Origin of the sequence: Streptomyces chilikensis, assembly GCF_001642695.1 — a bacterium.
Lineage (GTDB): Bacteria > Actinomycetota > Actinomycetes > Streptomycetales > Streptomycetaceae > Streptomyces > Streptomyces chilikensis.
In genome coordinates this window covers 1-17,783 of record NZ_LWCC02000076.1, presented here as the reverse complement: position 1 = coordinate 17,783, position 17,783 = coordinate 1, and the positions used below count along the sequence as shown (strand labels likewise).

At 75.5% G+C, this 17,783-nt stretch carries 8 protein-coding genes; 2 read left to right on the top strand and 6 right to left on the bottom strand.

The genetic code is table 11. The annotated features are described in order from the left end of the window. The 3 genes from A2U95_RS22865 to A2U95_RS22855 all read right to left on the bottom strand — a co-directional run. Positions 1–5,047, bottom strand: a 5,047-nt coding sequence (locus tag A2U95_RS22865) for a hypothetical protein (RefSeq protein WP_206283028.1), incomplete at its 3' end; no start/stop codon positions are given. Continuing rightward, a complete protein-coding gene (locus A2U95_RS22860; RefSeq protein ID WP_166026252.1) occupies positions 5,044–8,760 on the bottom strand; it encodes a DUF6603 domain-containing protein in 3,717 nt (1,238 codons plus the stop codon). The genes A2U95_RS22865 and A2U95_RS22860, both read right to left, overlap by 4 nt. Then, positions 8,757–11,366, bottom strand: a complete 2,610-nt coding sequence (locus A2U95_RS22855; RefSeq protein ID WP_166026250.1) for a metallophosphoesterase family protein — start codon at positions 11,364–11,366, stop codon at positions 8,757–8,759. The genes A2U95_RS22860 and A2U95_RS22855 overlap by 4 nt, the downstream gene beginning before the upstream one ends. 615 nt (positions 11,367–11,981) lie before the next feature. Between A2U95_RS22855 and A2U95_RS22850 the strand changes: the two genes are divergently transcribed. After that, positions 11,982–12,872, top strand: coding sequence for a glycoside hydrolase family 19 protein (locus A2U95_RS22850; protein WP_166026248.1), 891 nt, complete (start codon positions 11,982–11,984; stop codon positions 12,870–12,872). 113 nt (positions 12,873–12,985) lie between these two features. Here A2U95_RS22850 and A2U95_RS22845 read toward each other — a convergent pair whose 3' ends face one another. From A2U95_RS22845 to A2U95_RS22835, 3 genes are all read right to left on the bottom strand, one after another. Further along, complete coding sequence (locus tag A2U95_RS22845) at positions 12,986–13,522, bottom strand: hypothetical protein (protein ID WP_166026245.1); 537 nt, start codon at positions 13,520–13,522, stop codon at positions 12,986–12,988. 195 nt (positions 13,523–13,717) lie between these two features. Further along, the gene (locus A2U95_RS22840; RefSeq protein WP_166026242.1) at positions 13,718–14,830 is read right to left on the bottom strand and encodes a CapA family protein; all 1,113 of its coding nucleotides are present in this window, start codon (positions 14,828–14,830) and stop codon (positions 13,718–13,720) included. Between the two features lie 95 nt (positions 14,831–14,925). After that, positions 14,926–15,738, bottom strand: a complete 813-nt coding sequence (locus A2U95_RS22835; protein WP_166026240.1) for an endonuclease/exonuclease/phosphatase family protein — start codon at positions 15,736–15,738, stop codon at positions 14,926–14,928. Between the two features lie 859 nt (positions 15,739–16,597). Here A2U95_RS22835 and A2U95_RS22830 point away from each other — a divergent pair. Next, complete coding sequence (locus A2U95_RS22830; RefSeq protein ID WP_166026238.1) at positions 16,598–17,683, top strand: LLM class flavin-dependent oxidoreductase; 1,086 nt, start codon at positions 16,598–16,600, stop codon at positions 17,681–17,683. Positions 17,684–17,783 lie beyond the last annotated feature (100 nt).

Genomic DNA, 17,783 nt, shown 5'->3' with positions numbered 1-17,783 from the left:
AGAGGGACTGCCGGGCGTCGAGGGCGTCCAGCGCCTCGGCGGTGGACAGCCGCCACCAGCTGCCGTCGGGGTTCCGGCCGGCGATCTCGCGGACGAAGACCTGGTCGCTGCCGGGGATCCGCTTGCGCACGTGGGTGACGCGCAGGCCGGGGCCGTGGGCGGGCAGCAGGGCGGAGGCGTGGTGCGCCACCCGGACCGGCCGCTGCAGGGTGATCCGGGCCATGGCGGCGGCGTTGTGCCCCCAGGCCTGCGGGGGCGTGCTCTCGCCGGGGCGCACCGGCCGGGGGGTGGCGTCCAGGGCGGTGGCGCCGACGTGCGGCAGCGCGTCGAGCTGCTGCGGTGATCCGGCGACGGAAGCCCAGCTGACGTCCTGCCAGGCGGCGGGCGGCACGCCCCAGGCCGCGTCGGCGGGCGGCACGTCCAGGCCGAACGAGGGCGCCCCGGGGTGTTCCTCGAAGACGAAGAACCAGCCGTGGCCGCGGCCGTTCTCCCCGAGCGCGTCGGCCGCGGTGAACGGGAAGCCGAGGAAGAGGACGTCCTCGCCGATCGCGCCCCGGAAGACGGGGTCGGTGCGGTGCCCGTCGAGGCGGCGCGGTCCGCCGGGGGTGAGGGGTGCGAGCGCCCGGCGGGCGTGCACACCGAGGGACGGGAAGCGGCGCACCAGTTCGCCGCGGATCAGCAGCACCACGGCGTCGTCGCCGCCGGGCGGGCGGCGCAGGGTCTCGCCGAGGCGGGCGAACCGCTCCCAGGACCGCATCGGGGGGACGTCGGGCGGCTCCTGCCCGGCCTCGTGGATGCCGCGGGTGTCCCAGAAGTGGCGGAAGGAGGTCGCGGACCGGTCGGTGGGGAACTCCCGCCACAGCAGTTCCCGGCCGAGCTCGTGGTTGGCCCCGGCCAGGAACGCCTCGACGAAGGGGCCGTTGGCGCGCAGCAGGGTGACGGTCTCGGGCGGCACGTTCCGCACCCCGGGCAGCAGGTGGTCGGCGCCGAGTTCGGTGAGGAGTTCGGCCATCGGCCGGCCGAACGAGGGCGGGGCGAGGAGGGGGCCGAGCGGGTCGGGCAGGCCGCCGCCGAGGAGGTCCGCGCCGTCGATGCGGGCCGCGACCCGTGTGGTGACGGCCTGTTCGGGGTCGGTGGCGGCGCGGACGGCGTCGGCGATGCCGCTGAGCGGCACGGCGGGCTCGTCGGCCTGGTCGGCGCGGTCCTGGGCGGCGAGCAGGGCACGCTGGTGGGCCTTGGCGGCGGTGCGGAAGTTGGCGGTGATGGTGGTGCGCCGCTGGGCGGTGGAGTCGGGCAGGTCGACGAGGGCGAGGCCGGCGCCTTCGCCGAGCCAGCCGTACCAGGCGCCGGGGTGGGCGGGCATGGCGGCGGACCAGGCGCGGGGGCCGGCGATCCCCTCGACGTCCCAGCCGATGCGGTAGGTGGCGGTGTTGTCGGTGGGGCCGTCCTCGACGACGAGGACGGCGAGGTCGGGCTTCTCGCTCCCGGAGAAGTCGGCGACCGCGATGCCGGCTCCGGCGATCGCCGGCCAGCTCCCGGGTATCGCGCGGGGGTCGCTCCAGTCGCCCCTGACCTTGCCGCGGGCGTTGATCTGCCGGCCGACCCGGTAGGAGCCGGTGACCCGGCCCCCGCTCTCCTCCATCAGCATGACGATCAGCTCGGGGCGCAGGTCGTGGTCGAGGTCGGCGACCGCGACGTCCACGGCGCGCACCCGGGGCGCGGTGTCGGAGGGACGGCCGGGCCAGGGGATCTCGACCGAGTCCTCCCAGCCGCCGCGCGCGAGGCCGGTGTCGGGGTCGATGTTCCATCCGATCCGCAGGAAGAGGCGGCGGTTGCCGGTGAATCCGCCGAGGTAGACGACGATCAGTTCCTGGTTGCCGTCGCCGTCGAGGTCGGCGAGGGTGCAGCTGCCGCCGCCGACGTGCACGTACTCGGTGAGCGCGCCGCCCGAGCCGGTGGGGGTGGACATCGGGCTGGGCATGGCGACCGGCCCCACCCATCGCGTCGGGTCGCCGTTCGCGTCGAGGTCGCGGCCGATGGTGTAGCGGCCGAAGTTGCCGGGGGTGGTTCCGTTGACGGTCTCCTCGATCCAGAAGAGCACCACGTCGGGGCGGCCGGAGCGGTCCATGTCGGCGGCGGCGACGCCGAAGCCCTGGGTGACCTCGTGGGTCATCCGGCCGCCGAGCCCCGTCTTGAGGGCCCATCCGCCCCGGACGGTGCCGTCGAAGTCGGTGGCCCTGCCGAAGCGCAGATAGGGCGTGTTCGCGCCGGCCGGGGCGTCGACGTGTCCGACCAGGAGGTTGGAGAAGAAGCCGAGCTGGGGCCGCCAGCGGATGTCGCGTGGCGGGGCGGCCTCCATGGCGCCCTTGCCGCCGAACACGGGGGCGCCCAGGTTGCGCCAGGTGTTGTCGCCCGCGCGGTCGGCGTGCCACAGGGCTCCGCCGGCGACGGCGTGGACGACGGAGCCCGTGACGGTGGCGACGAGGGCCTGGTCGGGGACGCCCGGGATGCGGCCGCCGCCGACCGGGACGCCGTCGAAGGTGGTGGAGAAGGAGCAGGCGAGGATGCGCGCGTCGGTGGTGCAGACCAGCATCCGGCCGTCGTGGCCCCGGCCGAGGTTTCCGGCGATGCTCGGCGCGCCCTGGACGGGCTGCCAGAGGAGTTGGTTGAACAGGGCGAGTTTGCTGCTGACCTGGAGGACCCCGTCGACCCCCGTGCCCATGTTCCTGGTGGCGCTGGTCGCGTCGGGCACGCCCCGCCACACGTCGAAGGCGAGGGCCGGGATGCCGGTGAGGGAGGTGTGGGTCCAGCCGTTGCCCTCGTCCGCCCACCGCCACAGCTTCCCGTCGGTGTCGAGCAGGTTGAGCGCCCAGGTGCCCACCACCCGGACCCCGCGGACGAGGCGGCCGCCGGGGTTGCGGCCCGCCTCCCAGCTCCAGCCGGCCCCTTTGCCCCTGAGCGCGTGCAGGACGCCGTCGGTGTCCGCGCAGTAGACCGTCTGGTTGAGGTACTGGTTGTTGCCGGGTCCGCTCGGCGGGGTGCGGCGGACGACCGCCGCGAGCGCGCCGTCGCCGCCGTGGAGGGGGGCGGTGCCGCCCCTGCCGTGGTTGAGCCACACCCAGCGGTCGCCGTCCCAGAACAGCTGGCGCAGGGTGCCGTCGGCGCCGGTGACGAAGACGTGCAGGTCCTGGCAGGCGACCGGGGAGGACGAGGCGGTGGTGCCGGGCGGTGTGCCGTGGTCGACCCAGCCGGGGACCCCTCCCTGGGTGACCCGGGACATCAGCCGGCCGTCGGTGGTGACGACGAAGACCCGGTTGGTCAGGGCCGCCCCGACCCAGCGGATCACCGGGGTGACGGGGTCGACGCCCTCCCGGGGGTGGGTCGGGTTCGTCTCCCAGTAGCGGGTGGTGAGCCGGCCCTCGGTGAGGTCGCCGAACTCCTCCTCGCCGGGCAGGTCCTCGATGCCGGAGAGTCCCGGCGGGGTGGTCAGCGGCGGCACCGCGCGCTCGGTGCGGCGGGCCAGCGCGGCGGCCAGTCCGGTGACGGCGGTGTCGGCCCCCGCGGGGCGGGTCCCGGTGGGGGCGGCGCGGCGGGCGACCGGGCCGCCGGGGCGCAGCAGGCGCCGCAGGCCGGGGTCGAGGGCGGCCGCGGCCTCCTTGTTGCGGGCCAGTTCGCCGGCGGCGGTGCCGGATCCGAAGTGGACGGCGGCGCGGGCGGCGGCGGTCATCTGCAGGAGCCGCACGTCGGCCGCGTCGTCGGCGGCCGGGGTGCCGAGGGGGGTGGTTCCGGGGAGTCTGCGGTGCAGCCGGTCACTGACGGTGCGGGCCAGCTGGCCCTGCCGGAGGGCCTCGTTGGCGCGCCGCAGTTCGGCCGCCTGGTCCCAGGCGGCGGCGACCAGGTCCTCCTGGTGGCGGCGCACCACTTCGGCGCCGAGCGCGGCGGCGGCGCGGTGGCGGGGGTCGAGGTTGAGCTCCCGCAGCCAGGTGGGTCCGGCCTGCGGGGAGGGCAGGCCGTTGCGGCCGGCCTGGGCGGCGCCGTAGACCGGCGGCGTCAGTTCCGCGCCGTCGGGGCCGGTGTCGAGCACAGTGGCGTAGGCGGCGCGGAAGGCGGCGGCGGTGTCCTCGTCCCAGGGCCGGGCGTCGGTTCCGGCGCCGCGCAGGGCACCCTCGAGGTCGAGGGTGCGGCCGGGGTGTCCGGCGGGGAGGGCGGGCAGGCCGTGTCCGGCGGCTCCGACGTCCACCGGGCGGGTGCCGACGTCGCCGGGGAGGGCGCGCGGGGTCAGGGCGCGGACCAGGGACTCGAAGTCGCCGTCCTGGCCGGTGCCGAAGCTCCAGTGGTGGTAGACGGGCAGGTCGATCTCGTCCGGTCCGCCGGTGGCGGGCCAGGCCGGGACGAGGGGGCCCTCGGGGACGGGCAGGCCGAGGCCGGCGAGGCGTCCGGCCTCGAAGGCGGGGACCACGGCGGCCAGGTAGCGGGTGTGCGGGCGCAGCCGGCGCGGGCAGAGCAGCCGGGAGAGGGTGCGGTCCGGTTCCTCGGCGAGCAGCCGGTCGACCTCTTCCGGGCCGTCGCCGTCCTCGGTGGTGACCTGGGCGTGGGCCCAGGCCCAGGACTGGGTGAGGTCGGGCAGCTGCGCGGGCGCGCAGCGCAGCACGGGCAGGGTGCCGGCGGCGGGCAGCAGGGCGGCCCGGTCCGCCTCCACGACGGCCAGCACGAGCCAGGGCCGCAGCCGGTCCTGCGCGCCCGCTCCGGCCGGGGTGAACATCCACGGCAGGTCGGGGCGGTCGAACTCGACGGCGGGGAACAGGTGCGGTTCGGCGTCGGAGGTGTCGGGCGCGGGGAAGGCGCGCAGGATCTGGGCGGTGTCGATGCCGGTGACGTCGCCGGGGCCGAGCAGGCGGGCGGGGACGTCGACGGGGGCCCGGCCGGTGAGGCGGGGGCGCAGGACGACGTGGTTGCGGGCGTCCATGGCGCCGGTTCCGGGATCGGGTGCGCCGCCGGCGGCGGCGAGTCCTTCACGGACCCAGGAGAGGAAGGTCAGGCCGCTCAACGGGTGCCTCCGGCGGGGTTCTCGGCGGTGTGCTCCGGGGCGTCGTGGCCGGCGGGCACCGCGATGTCGTGGGTGTCGGGGACCAGGCGCAGGCCGTGTCCGCCGGCCCGGCGCAGGGTGCGGCGCAGTTCGGCGGCCTCGGCCCAGGTGGCCGCGCGGGCCGGGGCGGGGGCGGCCGCCGCGGTGGCGCGCGCGGTGCGGGCGGTCTGCCCGGGGTCGTCCGCGCCGCGCACCGTCCAGCCGGTGTCCCGGACGCCGAGGGTGCGGGGGCGGGCGGAGAATCCCTGCGGTCCGGTGCGGCGGGTGGCGGCGCGTGCGGCCGGGGAGGCGGCGGTGCGCAGGGGGGCGCCGGTCAGGGGTTCGGCCCCGCCGGTCCTCGCGAACGCCGTCGTGGCGGTGGTGACGGAGCGGTGCGGGCCGTCCACGACGACCTCCTCGTGGCCGAGCACGGAGCCGTGCACGCCGTCGCGCTCCCGGTCGGCGGCCAGGGCCCCCTCGGCGGTGGCGCCCGCGACGAGCCGTTCGAAGGAGGGCGCGGAGAGCTTCTCCTCGTCGGTCAGGTCGAGGAACTGGGCGGGTGCGAAGTGGTCGCGGGTGGGGGCGAGGTGGAGGGTGACCGGGGCGGTGGCGGTCGCGGGGTCGACGTCCTCGACGGTGAGTTCGGGGTGCAGGTCGAGGCGGCGGGGTTCCGTCACGGGTGCGCCGCCGAACCGGTCCAGGGTCAGCCCGAGCGGGGCGACCCGCTGGGTGAACGACAGCCCGCCGAGCGGGTGGACGATCAGCCGGCCTTCGGCGTCCGGGAGTTGCCGGAGAGTGACGACGGTACGGCCGGGGCCGGTGAGCTGGGCCGTCCAGTTGCGCGGGTCGGCCATCGCCTCCTCGACCCTGGCGGCCACGTCGACGGCGGCGGGGAGTTCGGCGGGGATGGCCCGGGCGCCGAAGGTGCGGTCGAAGCTGATCTCGCCGCTGAGGAAGAGGATCTCGAAGCGTGCCTTGCCGCGCACGTGCCAAGGGGTCGGTCCGGAGAGCGCGACCTCCACGCCGACGCCCATCAGGGTGCGGCTGCCCCGCTTGAGGGCGAGGCGTCCGCCGATGTCGACCTGGAAGCCGAACGGCTCGAGCTGCACCAGGGCGTCGAAGGACAGCATCCCGTCGATGCTGAAGCCCAGCGCGGCCGCGTAGAGCTCCAGGCGGGCGCCGAACTGCACGGTGTTGGAGGTCAGCGCGAAGTAGGCCTCCAGGCGGAGCCGGGGGTTGTCGCCGTTGAGCAGGGAGAGCGTCAGGCGGCGCAGTTGCGGGAAGCCCTCGGGGCGCTGGAAGCGCGGGTGGAATCCGCCGGCGGACAGCGCGAAGCTGCTCCCGCCCTTCCAGCGGGCGCGCATCGCCATGTCGCCGGTGAGCGCGAAGGCGGCGATCCGCGAGTCGTACAGGGTGGCGTCGACGGACGCCTCGCCGCGTTCGAAGTCGATCACGCCGAGGACGTCCATGGTGACGGCGACCACGGCCCGTTCCTCGGTGGGCAGCGCCATCCGCAGGCGGCCGAGCAGGATCAGCCGTACCGGCGTGGGCAGTTCGAGCAGCAGGCCGAGGTCGAGGGTGAGCAGGGTCGGCGTGCCCCAGCCGATCCGCGCCATCGGGCCGACGACGTGCCGGCCCGGGGTGGGCGGGAAGACGGTGCCCAGGGCGGCGGTGATCTCGGGGGCGCGGGCCAGCGGGTCTCGGGGGAAGAGGACGGAGTCGAGGGCCTTGGTGCGGATGCCGGCGCGCAGGGCGTCCACGGAGACGGAGCGGTTGACGCCGATGAGACCGCCGACGCCGTTGAGGGTGAAGCCGAACCCCAGGTGCAGCGGGGTGAATTCGGCGCTGACCAGGATGAGCAGGGAGAAGCCGTCGGCCCCGTCGGGCATGCGGGTGGTGAGCAGGCCGACGGCGGTCAGCGCGATGCTCTCCAGCTGGAGGGCGAGGACGCCGGCGTACTCCTCCTTGGCGTGGTCGAGGAAGAGGTAGCCGCCGCCGGTGACGGGGCCGGCCGCGACCTTGAGCGCGGCCCCCTTGGGCGGGGCGAAGTCCGCGCCGAGGCCGACCGGGCCGAGGTTGCCGTCCTGCGTGGACAGCCCGGCCTCCAGACCGATCCGCTCCACGGTGGCGGTGACCGGGCCGAGGGCGAGCCGGGCGGTCGCGGCCACCCGCGCGGTGAGTTCCTTCCGCTCCGCGTCGGCGCTCAGCTCCAGGTGCACGGCGACGATTTCCACCGGTCCGAGGCGGGCGTTGACCGGCAGGACGGCCTCCAGGCCGCCCGATCCGGTGAAGCTCAGGCCCCGGCGGCGGGACCAGCGCAGGCCGAGGGCGAACTCGGTGCGCAGCCCCTCGGCGGGCAGGACGGAGGCGAGGAATCCGTCGCCGTCTCCGCCGGACACGACCACGGCGGCCCTGTCGGCGACGACGCCGATCTCGACGTCGGACGGGTCGGGCTCTCCGGGGCGGCCCTGCTCGAGGACGGCGCGTACCCAGGCGCGGAAGGAACCGATCTCCAGCCGGGTGCCGTTCGCGCTGCCGAGCAGCAGGGCGGGCGGCTGCCGGCTTCCGGAGGGGTCTCCCTTGCGCAGTTCGAGTCCGAGTTCGGCGCGTCCGCCGGTGGGCGCGCCGCCGGAGAAGGTGACGCCGTGCGGGCCGAGCGCGACGGCCGGGCCGGCCCCGGACAGGTCGGCGCGCAGCACCCATTCCCCGAACTGCCGCTGGAGGGCGGCGGATCCACGGGGGACGAGGACGACGCCGAGGTCTCCGGACTCGGCGGAGGCGATGCCCAGGGTGGCGCCGAGGGTGGCGGCCGCGGTGGACGGCGCGGTGACCGGGTCGTCGGGGCCGCCGGGCTCGGGGCCGGCGGGCGGGTTCGGGGGCAGGAGCGGCAGCTGGAAGGTGAGCATCCGGCGGCCGAGCGCCACGGAGGCGGGCGTCAGGTCGGTGCCGGTGGTGTCGCCGAGGCCGGCCAGCGCGTCGTCGACGCCGAGCGCGTGCAGCAGGCCGGCGAGGCGGGGCAGCAGGAGGGCGGCGAAGGCGTCGGCGGCGGCCTCGTCGGCCAGACCGTCCGGCAGGTAGGCGGCGCGGAGCGCGCCGGCCGGGTCGCGGACCAGCTCGATCAGCCGCTCGGGGCGCAGTCTCTCCCGGGCCACCGGCAGGCGGACGGCGCCGCCCTCCTCACCGGTCACGGGTTCCTCCGCCGGCCCGCCCGAGGCGGGGTCCTCCTCGACGAGCACGCCGAGCAGCAGGAGGACGGAGCGCAGCACCGGGTGGTGGAGCCGCAGCCAGTCGGCGACCAGCCGGTGGACGACGTCCTCGGCGAAGCGGCCGGGGTCGAGGTCGGCCAGCGCGGGCGGAACGGTGCGCACCACCTGGACGGCCCGGCCGACCGTTGCGAGCAGGCCCTGGAGTCCGTCGAGGTCCTGCGGCGGGTTCTCGGCGGCCTGCTGGAGGGCGCCGGCCACGGCGGCGACGTCCTCCAGCCAGTCGGCGACCTGTTCCCCGGCGCCGTCCCCGGCGGCTTCGGGCCGCCAGCCGGTCGCGGCGAGGAAGCGGGCCAGCGCCATCGGGTTGGCGGCGGCGTCGGTGAGGGGTGCGACCAGCCGCAGCACTTCCTCCACCAGGGCCGCCTGGCCGTCGGCGGGCGCCGCGGGCCGCCCGTCCGGGACGGGGGGGTTCTCCTGCGGGGTGGTCATCGCGGCGTCCCTTCGGTCGCGGGGAGGTTCTCCCTGCCGGCCGGCGGCGCGCCTTCGCGTGCCGCGCCGGAGGTGTCCGGGGCGAGGGTTCCGGTGTCCGGGGCGAGGGTTCCGGTGTCCGGGGCGAGGGTTCCGGTGTCCGGCCCGACGGGCAGCGGGAGGACGAAGCGGGTGAGCGGAGCGGCTGTCGTCTGTCCGTCGAACCTCCACCACAGGGTCTGGATCACGGACTTGTCGTCGTCCGCGCCCCAGGTGAAGGTGATGTCGCCGATGTTGTTGCGTCCGACGATCGCCCGCCCGGTGCCCTGCACGAGGTAGGCGTGGTGGTTGCCGGAGGCGGCCGCGTAGTCGGCGACGGCCTGGCGCGGGTCGTCGGGAGGGAAGGCGACGGGGATCGTCGCGCCGGGGCGCGGTGCGGCCATCGGGTCGCGGTGCCCGAAGTACTCGTACAGGCACTCCCAGTGGGGGGCGGGCCCCAGCAGCCGCCCGCCGCGCGGCGGCCTGACGATGCCCGGCGACTCGGTGAGGACCGTCCGCACCGGGTCGGGGCTGCCGGGCGGCCCCTCGACGTCGACGGTCACCTTCTGCCCGTGCGGCACGTTCCATCCCAGGTGGGTGGCCCAGGGCGAGGTGAAGGCGTAACCGAGGTTCTGCAGGAACTTGGTGCCGCCCGCCTCGTTCTTCAGCGAACTGGCGGTCAGCTGGGCCAGGACGCCGCGGACCTTGCCCTCGGGCGCCTTGTAGGCCTGGGTGGCGGCGTACCGCATGCGGACGGCGAAGGCGTAGTGGACGTCACCGCCGAGGGAGATCACCCGGCGGCGGCGGACCCCGTCGGAGCCGGGCCGGGCCTGGCCGAGCAGGCGGGCGAGGAACTTGTGGAAGGCCGCCTCGTCGTGGCTCCACGCCTCGACGTCCTGCGACAGGTAGCCCGACGCCGTGATCCTCTTGACCGCCGGCTGGGCGATCTCCTCGATCAGCGGATGGCCGAGCACCGGACAGGGGGACAGCAGCACGGTGACCTTCTCCGGGCCCCGGTCGGGCGCGGCCGCGAGCATCGCCTCGTAGGTGGGGTCGGACCAGATCAGCGCCGGTGAGTCCTTCGGACCGCCCCGGAAGACGCGCTGCGTGCGTGTGTCCACGGCGACCAGCTGGTGGGCCGGCCAGTCGACGGAGTAGTGCCACGGCAGGGAGCCGTCGGCGCGCGTGATGCGGCCCGAGTGGGTGCCGCTGGGCACCCCGGTGCGGCGGGCGATCACGGCGGCGGGGCCGGGGGCGGTGTGGTCGGGCTGGGCCAGGGCGGCCAGCAGGTCCCGGCCGGCCTCGCCCTCGGGTCCGGGGCCGAAGGCGGCGGGAACGTTTCCCCAGTGCTGGAAGACCGCGTAGGCGGCGATCCCGTTGGCGAGGAACCGCCGGCCGTGGTCGGTGGAGGAGACGCCGTCGACCCAGGAGGAGGCGATGTACCAGTCGTCGGTGACCTCGTGGTCGTCGAACATCATGTACGTCGCCGTGTTGGCGAGCGCCCGCCGTACCCGCGGGAGGGTGCGCCGGAAGTCCTTGAGGTGGCCGCACCGGCCGAGGAAGGCCCGGTAGGTGTCCAGGGCCTTCCGGCGGAAGGAGTGCACGAACCACAGCTCGTCGGCCTGGTCGGGGTGCGGGTGGTCCAGGACCAGGTCCTCGTGGTCGTAGAACTCCGGGAACAGGAGGCGCAGGTCGAATCCGTCGGGCCACAGGACGTCCGACCACACCATCAGGTACATCACACAGAACTCGGCGAGGGTCAGCAGGTGCGACTGGCCCTCGCCGCTGGTGAGGTGGAAGTCCTCGACGGTGAGCTGCTGCCGCTTGCCGGGCTTCATCCACAGCAGCCGGTGCTCGCGGGGCACGGTCGGGAACGTCTCGTCGCGGCCGAGCAGGGCGCGGCCGTACTGCGTGCACATGTGCAGCAGCACCTCGGCGACGTCGTCCGCGTAGATCTGGTCGCCGGTGAGGAACAGCTGCTGGGGGCGGTGGGCGGGCTTGCCGATGTCGGCCTTGAGGACCTGGTCGAGAACGGCCAGGGCGTCCAGCCCCTCACCGTGCGGCTTGCGGCAGGAGGCGTGGAAGAAGCGCAGCTTCGACGGGTGGTCGGGCGGGGTGACGAAGCTCGGCAGATCGGGCGCGCCGGCACCGGTGTAGAGCAGGCGGCGGCGCGCCTCGGCGCCCTGGGCGTGCACGACGCCGTCGTCGAACAGGCCGGGCGCGCCGGCCGGGACCGGTGCGTCCGGGGCGGTGGTGTCCGCGGAGAACCGCGCGGTGTACCGGTGGACGGTGCCCGGCGGGAGCGTGCCGCCGGACACCGGACGGGCGGTGACCGCCACGACGTGCAGGTGTTCGCCGATCCTCGCGGTGACGGCGGTGCCGCGGGCCGCGGGCTCCGGCGGCAGCGGGCCGCCGCTTCCGGCGTACGCCTCCACGGTCACCCTGCGGGCGTCCTTGAGCGCGAAGAAGACGGTGACGCCCGTCTCGTCGACGCGTCTGACCATCGGCCCCGCCAGTACCAGCGGCAGCTTCTCGATGTCCAGCGGCGGCAGTGCGGGCACGCTGCCGCTCACCCCCGTATCCCCCATGTTTCCTCCGCTTCGGGGCGCGGCGGAGACCCCCGCGCCGGAGCACCGCCGGGTGGTCGGACACGGCGGTTTTGCACACACATCGCATGCTTTGCGCGCAGACACTACATGAACACGTTCTTCACGCAATCCTCACGGCAAAAACTGAATGCAACAATGGAGTTGAACGCTGCGCGTTTCAAGTGGTTTGCCCCGGTGCCCTTTCCGTCCGAACTCTTCCGAAGGGCCTTCGAACCGAGGGAAGTCGATTCGGGCGCGGTCGCTCCACCGCCGCGTCCGGACCGGCACGGCGGCGGCCCGGACGGGATTCCGGGACGGCCACCGCGCCCGCCCCATGTGGAGCACGTGACCCGAGGGCTGATACACCCCCCGGACAAGCCGGGCGACGAGCCGGGGACGGCACCTGACGGCGGGCCGGCGCAACTTCGCCTTGACGCCGTCGAGTTGCCCCGCCGGCCATCTTGACTGGTACAGACCAATGCGATTGAGTGTGGGCTCCGAACCCCCCACCACGGCCGTCCCCCACTGCACGGCCGGCCCGGCCGCGTGCGCCGGTACGCGGTCCGCCCGGTCGGTCCGGCGGGTACGGCCCCGCTTCGCAAGGGAGTTGACCTCGTGTCGAGACGCCGCTTGTCCGCCGTCGTCGCCGTTCTCGCCCTCTCCGCCGCCACGCCGGCGCTCCTGCCGGCGGGCGAGGCCTCCGCGGCCGCGTGCTCGAGCTATCCGAACTGGGTCGCCGGAAGGTCCTACGCCGCCGGCGACATCGTGCGCTACACCGACGGCCGGGCCTACATCGCCGAGCACGCCAACCCCGGCTACGACCCGGTCATCAGCACCTGGTACTGGGAGCCCTACGCCTGCGACAGCGGGCCCGGCACGCCGGTGGGCTCGTTCGTGGTCACCGAGGCGCAGTTCCACCAGATGTTCCCGAGCCGGAACTCCTTCTACACGTACAGCGGCCTGACCTCGGCCCTCAGCGCCTTCCCCGGCTTCGCCACCACCGGCGACACCACCACCAAGAAGCGCGAGGCCGCCGCGTTCCTGGCCAACGTGAGCCACGAGACCGGCGGACTGGTCCACATCGTCGAGCAGAACACCGCCAACTACCCGCACTACTGCGACTGGAGCCAGCCGTACGGCTGTCCCGCCGGCCAGGCCGCCTACTACGGCCGCGGGCCCATCCAGCTCAGCTGGAACTTCAACTACAAGGCGGCCGGCGACGCGCTCGGCATCAACCTGCTGGGCAACCCCTGGCTCGTCGAGCGGGACGCCTCCGTGGCCTGGAAGACCGGCCTGTGGTACTGGAACACCCAGACCGGCCCCGGCACCATGACTCCGCACAACGCCATGGTCAACGGCGCCGGATTCGGCCAGACCATCCGCTCCATCAACGGCTCCCTGGAGTGCGACGGCAGGAACCCCGCCCAGGTGCAGAGCCGCGTGAGCACCTACCAGCGCTTCGCCCAGATCCTCGGCGTCGACCCCGGCGGCAACCTGTACTGCTGAGCCCTCGCCGCGGCCGCCGGCCCCACCCCGGCCGGGGTGGGGCCGGCGCCGTTCCCGACCACCGCGGCTCCGGCACCGCTCCTCGCCCGGCCGGCGGGGCGCCGTCGGCCCGGCTAGTGGATCAGGGCGTTCGCGGCGATGATCACCAGGCCGATCAGCATGTCCGCAGCTCCCGCCCGGCACGAGGACGGCCATCCGCGGCCGGCGGCGCGGGCGGCCGAGGCGCCCAGGCCGAACAGGGCGACGGTGTTGAACAGCAGGGCCACGTCCACAGCCGTGTCCTCGGCCCACCACCCGGCCACCGCGGCGAGGAGCATCCCCACCGTGGGCAGCACGGCGGCGACCAGTGGCCACTCGGCGAGCACCGACCTCAGCCTGCTCGCGACGGCTCCCCCGGCGGCGGACGCACGCCGGGCGATGACGTGCGCGTACCCGTGGGCGGCGCCCGACGCCAGCGCGGTGAACAGCACCCAGAGCGCGTCCGAACCGGGATCGGCCGTCTCGCCCGTCGCGTCCAGCGCGGAGATCATGGCGCTGGCCAGCACCAGTCCGTAGGTGCCGCCGAACAGCCACTGCTCCGGCGGCCGGTGCCGCCGGGCTCCTGCGGGCACGGCGTCCTCGCGGCGGACGCCGTCGGCGCGGTCGGGCATCGCATCGCCTCGGTGGGGACGGGGCTGGGGCCCGCACATGCTCGCCCGCACGGCGTCGGGGAGCACGGCGCCACGCGGACGGTCCTGGACGTTCCGCCCCGAAAGGGGGCATCGGCGTCGGCGGCGCCCCTCCCCACGGTCCGGCCGGTGCGGCGCGAGCCGGCACGGCGTGCCGCGTCGTGTCCGCCGCCCCTCTCACGGGAGCCGCAGCGAAAGAGTGCCGTCGGGCTCGCCACCGACGCGGACGCCGAACTCCCGGCTGTGCCCGTCGAGGACGGAGCGCAGCCACCGGCCGTCCTCGGCAGGGGCGTGCTCCAGCCGCATCCTGCGCGCCCGCAGGGGCACCATCCGCACGCCGGCCAGCCGGCCGGTGTCCGCCTCCACCGAGACCAGGTACAGCACCCGCAGGTCGTCCCGGTAGCTCTCGTGGCCGCCGATGCCCTCGTAGTCGTCGACGAGGTCGCCGCAGCCGTACAGGACGAGCCTGTCCCGGTACACCTCCAGCGGGCGCGGATGGTGCGAGGAGTGCCCGTGCACGACGTCCACGCCCGCGTCGACGAGCGCGTGGGCGAAGCCGGTCTCGGAGCGGGGGACGTCGTAGCCCCAGTTGGGCCCCCAGTGGACCGAGACGACCGTGACGTCCCCCGGCCGCCCGGCCTGCCGCAGACGGCCGGCGAGCGCGGACGCGGCGGACGCCGACGGCTCCGTGACGACCTCGACACCGGCCCGCCGCCCGGCGGCGGCCCAGCCCTGCGGGATCCCGCTGGACGGCATCCCGCAGGAGAGGACCAGCACCCGCCCGCCGGACCTCAGGGGCACGACCGCCGGTTGTCCCGCCCGCGCCTCGTCCCGGCCCGCCCCCGCCGTCCGCAGCCCCGCGCCCGCCAGCGCGTCGAGCGTTTCACGAAGGCCTCGCGGGCCGAAGTCGAGCACGTGGTTGTTCGCGAGCGCGCAGACGTCCGGCCGGGCCGCGGCCAGGCACGGCAGGTTGGCCGGGCTCATCCGGTAGTGGATGCCCTTGCCGGGCGCGAAGTCCCCGTCACCGGTGACGGAGGTCTCCAGATTGACCAGCCGCGCGTCCGGCGCGGCGCCGTCCAGGACGGACAGCGCCTCGCCCCACGGCCAGCGGAAGTCCACCGGCCGGGGGATCGGCCCGTTCACCGCCTCCGCCAGGTCGACATAGGCACGGGCATCGCGGACGTACGCCTCCCGCAGCGCCGGGTCACCGGGGTGCGGGAGGATCTGATCGACGCCCCGGCCGAGCATCACGTCCCCGCCGAGGAACAGGGTGACCACGCCCTCGTGCACCCTTCCACGCTAGGACCGTCGCCGGTGCCGCGCAAAGGACCCGCGCGACGCCGGCGCCCCGCGGCGGCGCGTGCGCGACCGCCGCGCCGTTCGGGTCAGCGGGACAGCTCCAGGTCCGCGTACAGCAGGTCGTGGTCCGAGTGGGGCGTGGGCAGCACCCGCCGGCCGATCGCGGTGACGCCCCGCAGGAAGACGTAGTCGAACCTGCTGAGCCAGTCCGTCGTCGGCGCGCAGCCGACGACGGACGACGGGCGGCAGCGGGCGTCCGCGTCGGAGGCCACGGCCCACACGGGAGCCAGCTCGGGGGCGCCGGGAACGGCGTTGAAGTCACCGAGCACGACGGCGCGGTCGTGCCGGGCGATCTCGGCGGCGAGGACGGCGGCCTGTTCCGCGCGGACGGCCTCCTGGCGCCGTTGGGCGAGGTGGGTGGTGAAGACCCGCACGGTGCGGCCGTCCACCGTCGTGGTGACCGCCAGGTACCCGCGGTCCTCCGACCCGCCGTCGGGGTACTCCGCGGACACGCGGTCCGTGATCGGCGCCGCCGACAGGACGGCCTGGCCGTAGCCCCCCGGATTCCACGGCGCTCCCCCGCAACGCCCCCGGTGGTGGAGCACCGGCCCGTACGCGACGTGGTAGGCCAGCCCGTAGTGACGCCGCAGGTGGTCACGGATCCTCTCGACGTCGCCCACGCAGGCCTCCTGCAGCCCGACGACCTGCGGGGCGTACGTGGCGATCTCCCTCGCCCGGTCGGCGTTCCCCGCGCCGCAGGGGTTGCAGAGGTTCCACGTCATGACCCGGTTCGGTACGACGCCCCGGGCGGCGTCGGCGGGCAGGGGCCGGGCGACGAGGTCGCCTCCGGGCACGGCCGGGCCGATCAGCAGCATGCAGGCCGCGGCCAGCGCGCCCATGAGCAACCACCTGCGTCTTCCGGCCACGTCGGCCCCCTCCGCGTCGATTCGCCCGGCGGCGCCCGGACGGCGTCGGCCCGGCGCCAGGGAAGGATCAACCCACTCCTGCTGGAGGACGATGTCACACGTGCCGGGGGCGAACGGCCCGAGGGTCGTGCCGGCCGCCGCGCGCGGCCCGCGAGTGTTCCGCTCGGCGTGCCTCACCGGCCGCGCCCACACGACGGGCCGGCCCCGGCCACGCGGCGACGACCTCGGCATCCGTCGCGAGGCCCGGCGTGCCGGACCTCGCGCGGTCCCCCGTCCGGCCCGCTCCCGCCCCGGCTTGTTGCGGCGGCATGACGGGCCCGCGAAGGTGTCACGGCGGCCCTTGACCGTCCTCGCCCGCGGATGCCAGTCTCTCGCCCATGCCGTGGACCCCGCTGACCAGCCGCCGAGTGGTTGATTGCCCGTCGACCGCCACCGGCGCGTGTCGCTTCTGCTGACGGTTCCTCACCCAGGCCGTTCCCGCCGGCCCGTCATCGCGTCCGCACCGCCCCTCCCCTGACCCGGCGCCCGGCATTCCGGCGCGTGGGCGACGTCGTTCCCCTGCCGCCCGGCGCTCGTGCTCCAGGCGCTCCCCGGGAGTCGCGCCCGGCGCGTCCGTGCCTTCGAAGCGGTCGTCCCGGACGCCCGCGTGCTCGCCGTGAAGCTCCTGGCCGGCCGGCGGCGCGGCGACGTCCCCGCCGCCGGCAACGCCGGGGCGCACTTCTCCGGGCCGGGCGGGCGCGTCCCCGACGGGATCTCCGGCACCGTTCCCCGCCTCCCCCGAGGCGTCACCCGAGTCACTCCACCAGTCCCCGGACGGAGCAGGTCACCGAGCATGAGCTACCTGTGGTACATACCCAACCAGATCGAGCCGGGCCACCGCGGCGACGACGCCGGCGGGGACGAGGGCTGGGGCACCCTCGAGCACTCCACCGACCTGGCCCGCACCGCCGAGGACCACGGCTGGGAGGGCGCGCTGCTGGGCACCGGCTGGGGCCGCCCCGACACCTTCACGCTGGCCGCCGCGCTGACCGCCCGGACCACGACGTTCAAGCCGCTGATCGCCGTGCGGCCCGGCTACTGGCAGCCCGCGCACTTCGCGAGTTCCGCCGCCACGCTCGACCACCTGAGCGGCGGCCGCGTGCTGGTCAACATCGTCAGCGGCCTCGACAGCCCCGCGGCCTACGGCGACCGCACCACCGACCCGGCCCACCGTTACGAGCGCACCCGCGAGTTCGTCCAGCTGGTCCGGCGCCTGTGGACGGAGGAGAACGTCACCCACCGGGGCGAGCACTTCGCCGTGGAGAACTCCTCCGTGCTGCCGCACCCCGGCGGTTACCCCGGCCGGCATCCCACCCTCTACTTCGGCGGCGCTTCCGAGGCCGCCGAGCGGGTGGCCGCTGCCGAGGCGGACGTGCAGCTGTTCTGGGGCGAGCCGCTGGAGGGCCTGGCCGAACGCATCGAACGGCTGAAGAAGCTGGAAGCCGGGGTCGAACGCGAGCACCAGCCGCTGGAGTTCGGCCTGCGCATCACCACACTCGTCCGTGACACCACCGAGGAGGCATGGCGCGACGCGGAGGCCAAGGTCGCCGCCATGGCCGGGAAGGGCTCGGACGGCCCCGACCGGGCCGCCGTCGGCCACCGGAGGACCGCGGTGGGCCAGCGGCGCCTGCTCGAACTCGCCGCGCGCGGCGAGGTGCTCGACACCTGCCTCTACACCACGCCGGGCACGGTGGGCGGCGGCGGGGCGGCGACCACCTGGCTGGTCGGTTCGGCCGACGACGTCGCGCAGGCGCTGCAGCGCTACCGCGAGCTCGGCATCTCGCACTTCGTCCTGTCGGACACGCCCTACAAGCAGGAGACCGTCCGCGTCGGCGACGAGCTGCTGCCCAGGCTCCGCGCGCTGGAGAGCGCCCGGTGACCGTCCTCGCACGGCGCCGACCCCCGGCCGCGGCGCCCCGGCCGGGGGCTCCCGTCCCGCCCGGTGGCCGGCTGCCCGCCCGGTGGCCGGCTGCCCGCCC

Coding starts and splice junctions, on each gene's coding strand:
- A2U95_RS22845 (WP_166026245.1), bottom strand. CDS start 13,522: ATGCCCGACCGCGCCGACGGCGTCCGCCGCGAGGACGCCGTGCCCGCA.
- A2U95_RS22835 (WP_166026240.1), bottom strand. CDS start 15,738: ATGGGCGCGCTGGCCGCGGCCTGCATGCTGCTGATCGGCCCGGCCGTG.
- A2U95_RS22860 (WP_166026252.1), bottom strand. CDS start 8,760: ATGACCACCCCGCAGGAGAACCCCCCCGTCCCGGACGGGCGGCCCGCG.
- A2U95_RS22855 (WP_166026250.1), bottom strand. CDS start 11,366: ATGGGGGATACGGGGGTGAGCGGCAGCGTGCCCGCACTGCCGCCGCTG.
- A2U95_RS22830 (WP_166026238.1), top strand. CDS start 16,598: ATGAGCTACCTGTGGTACATACCCAACCAGATCGAGCCGGGCCACCGC.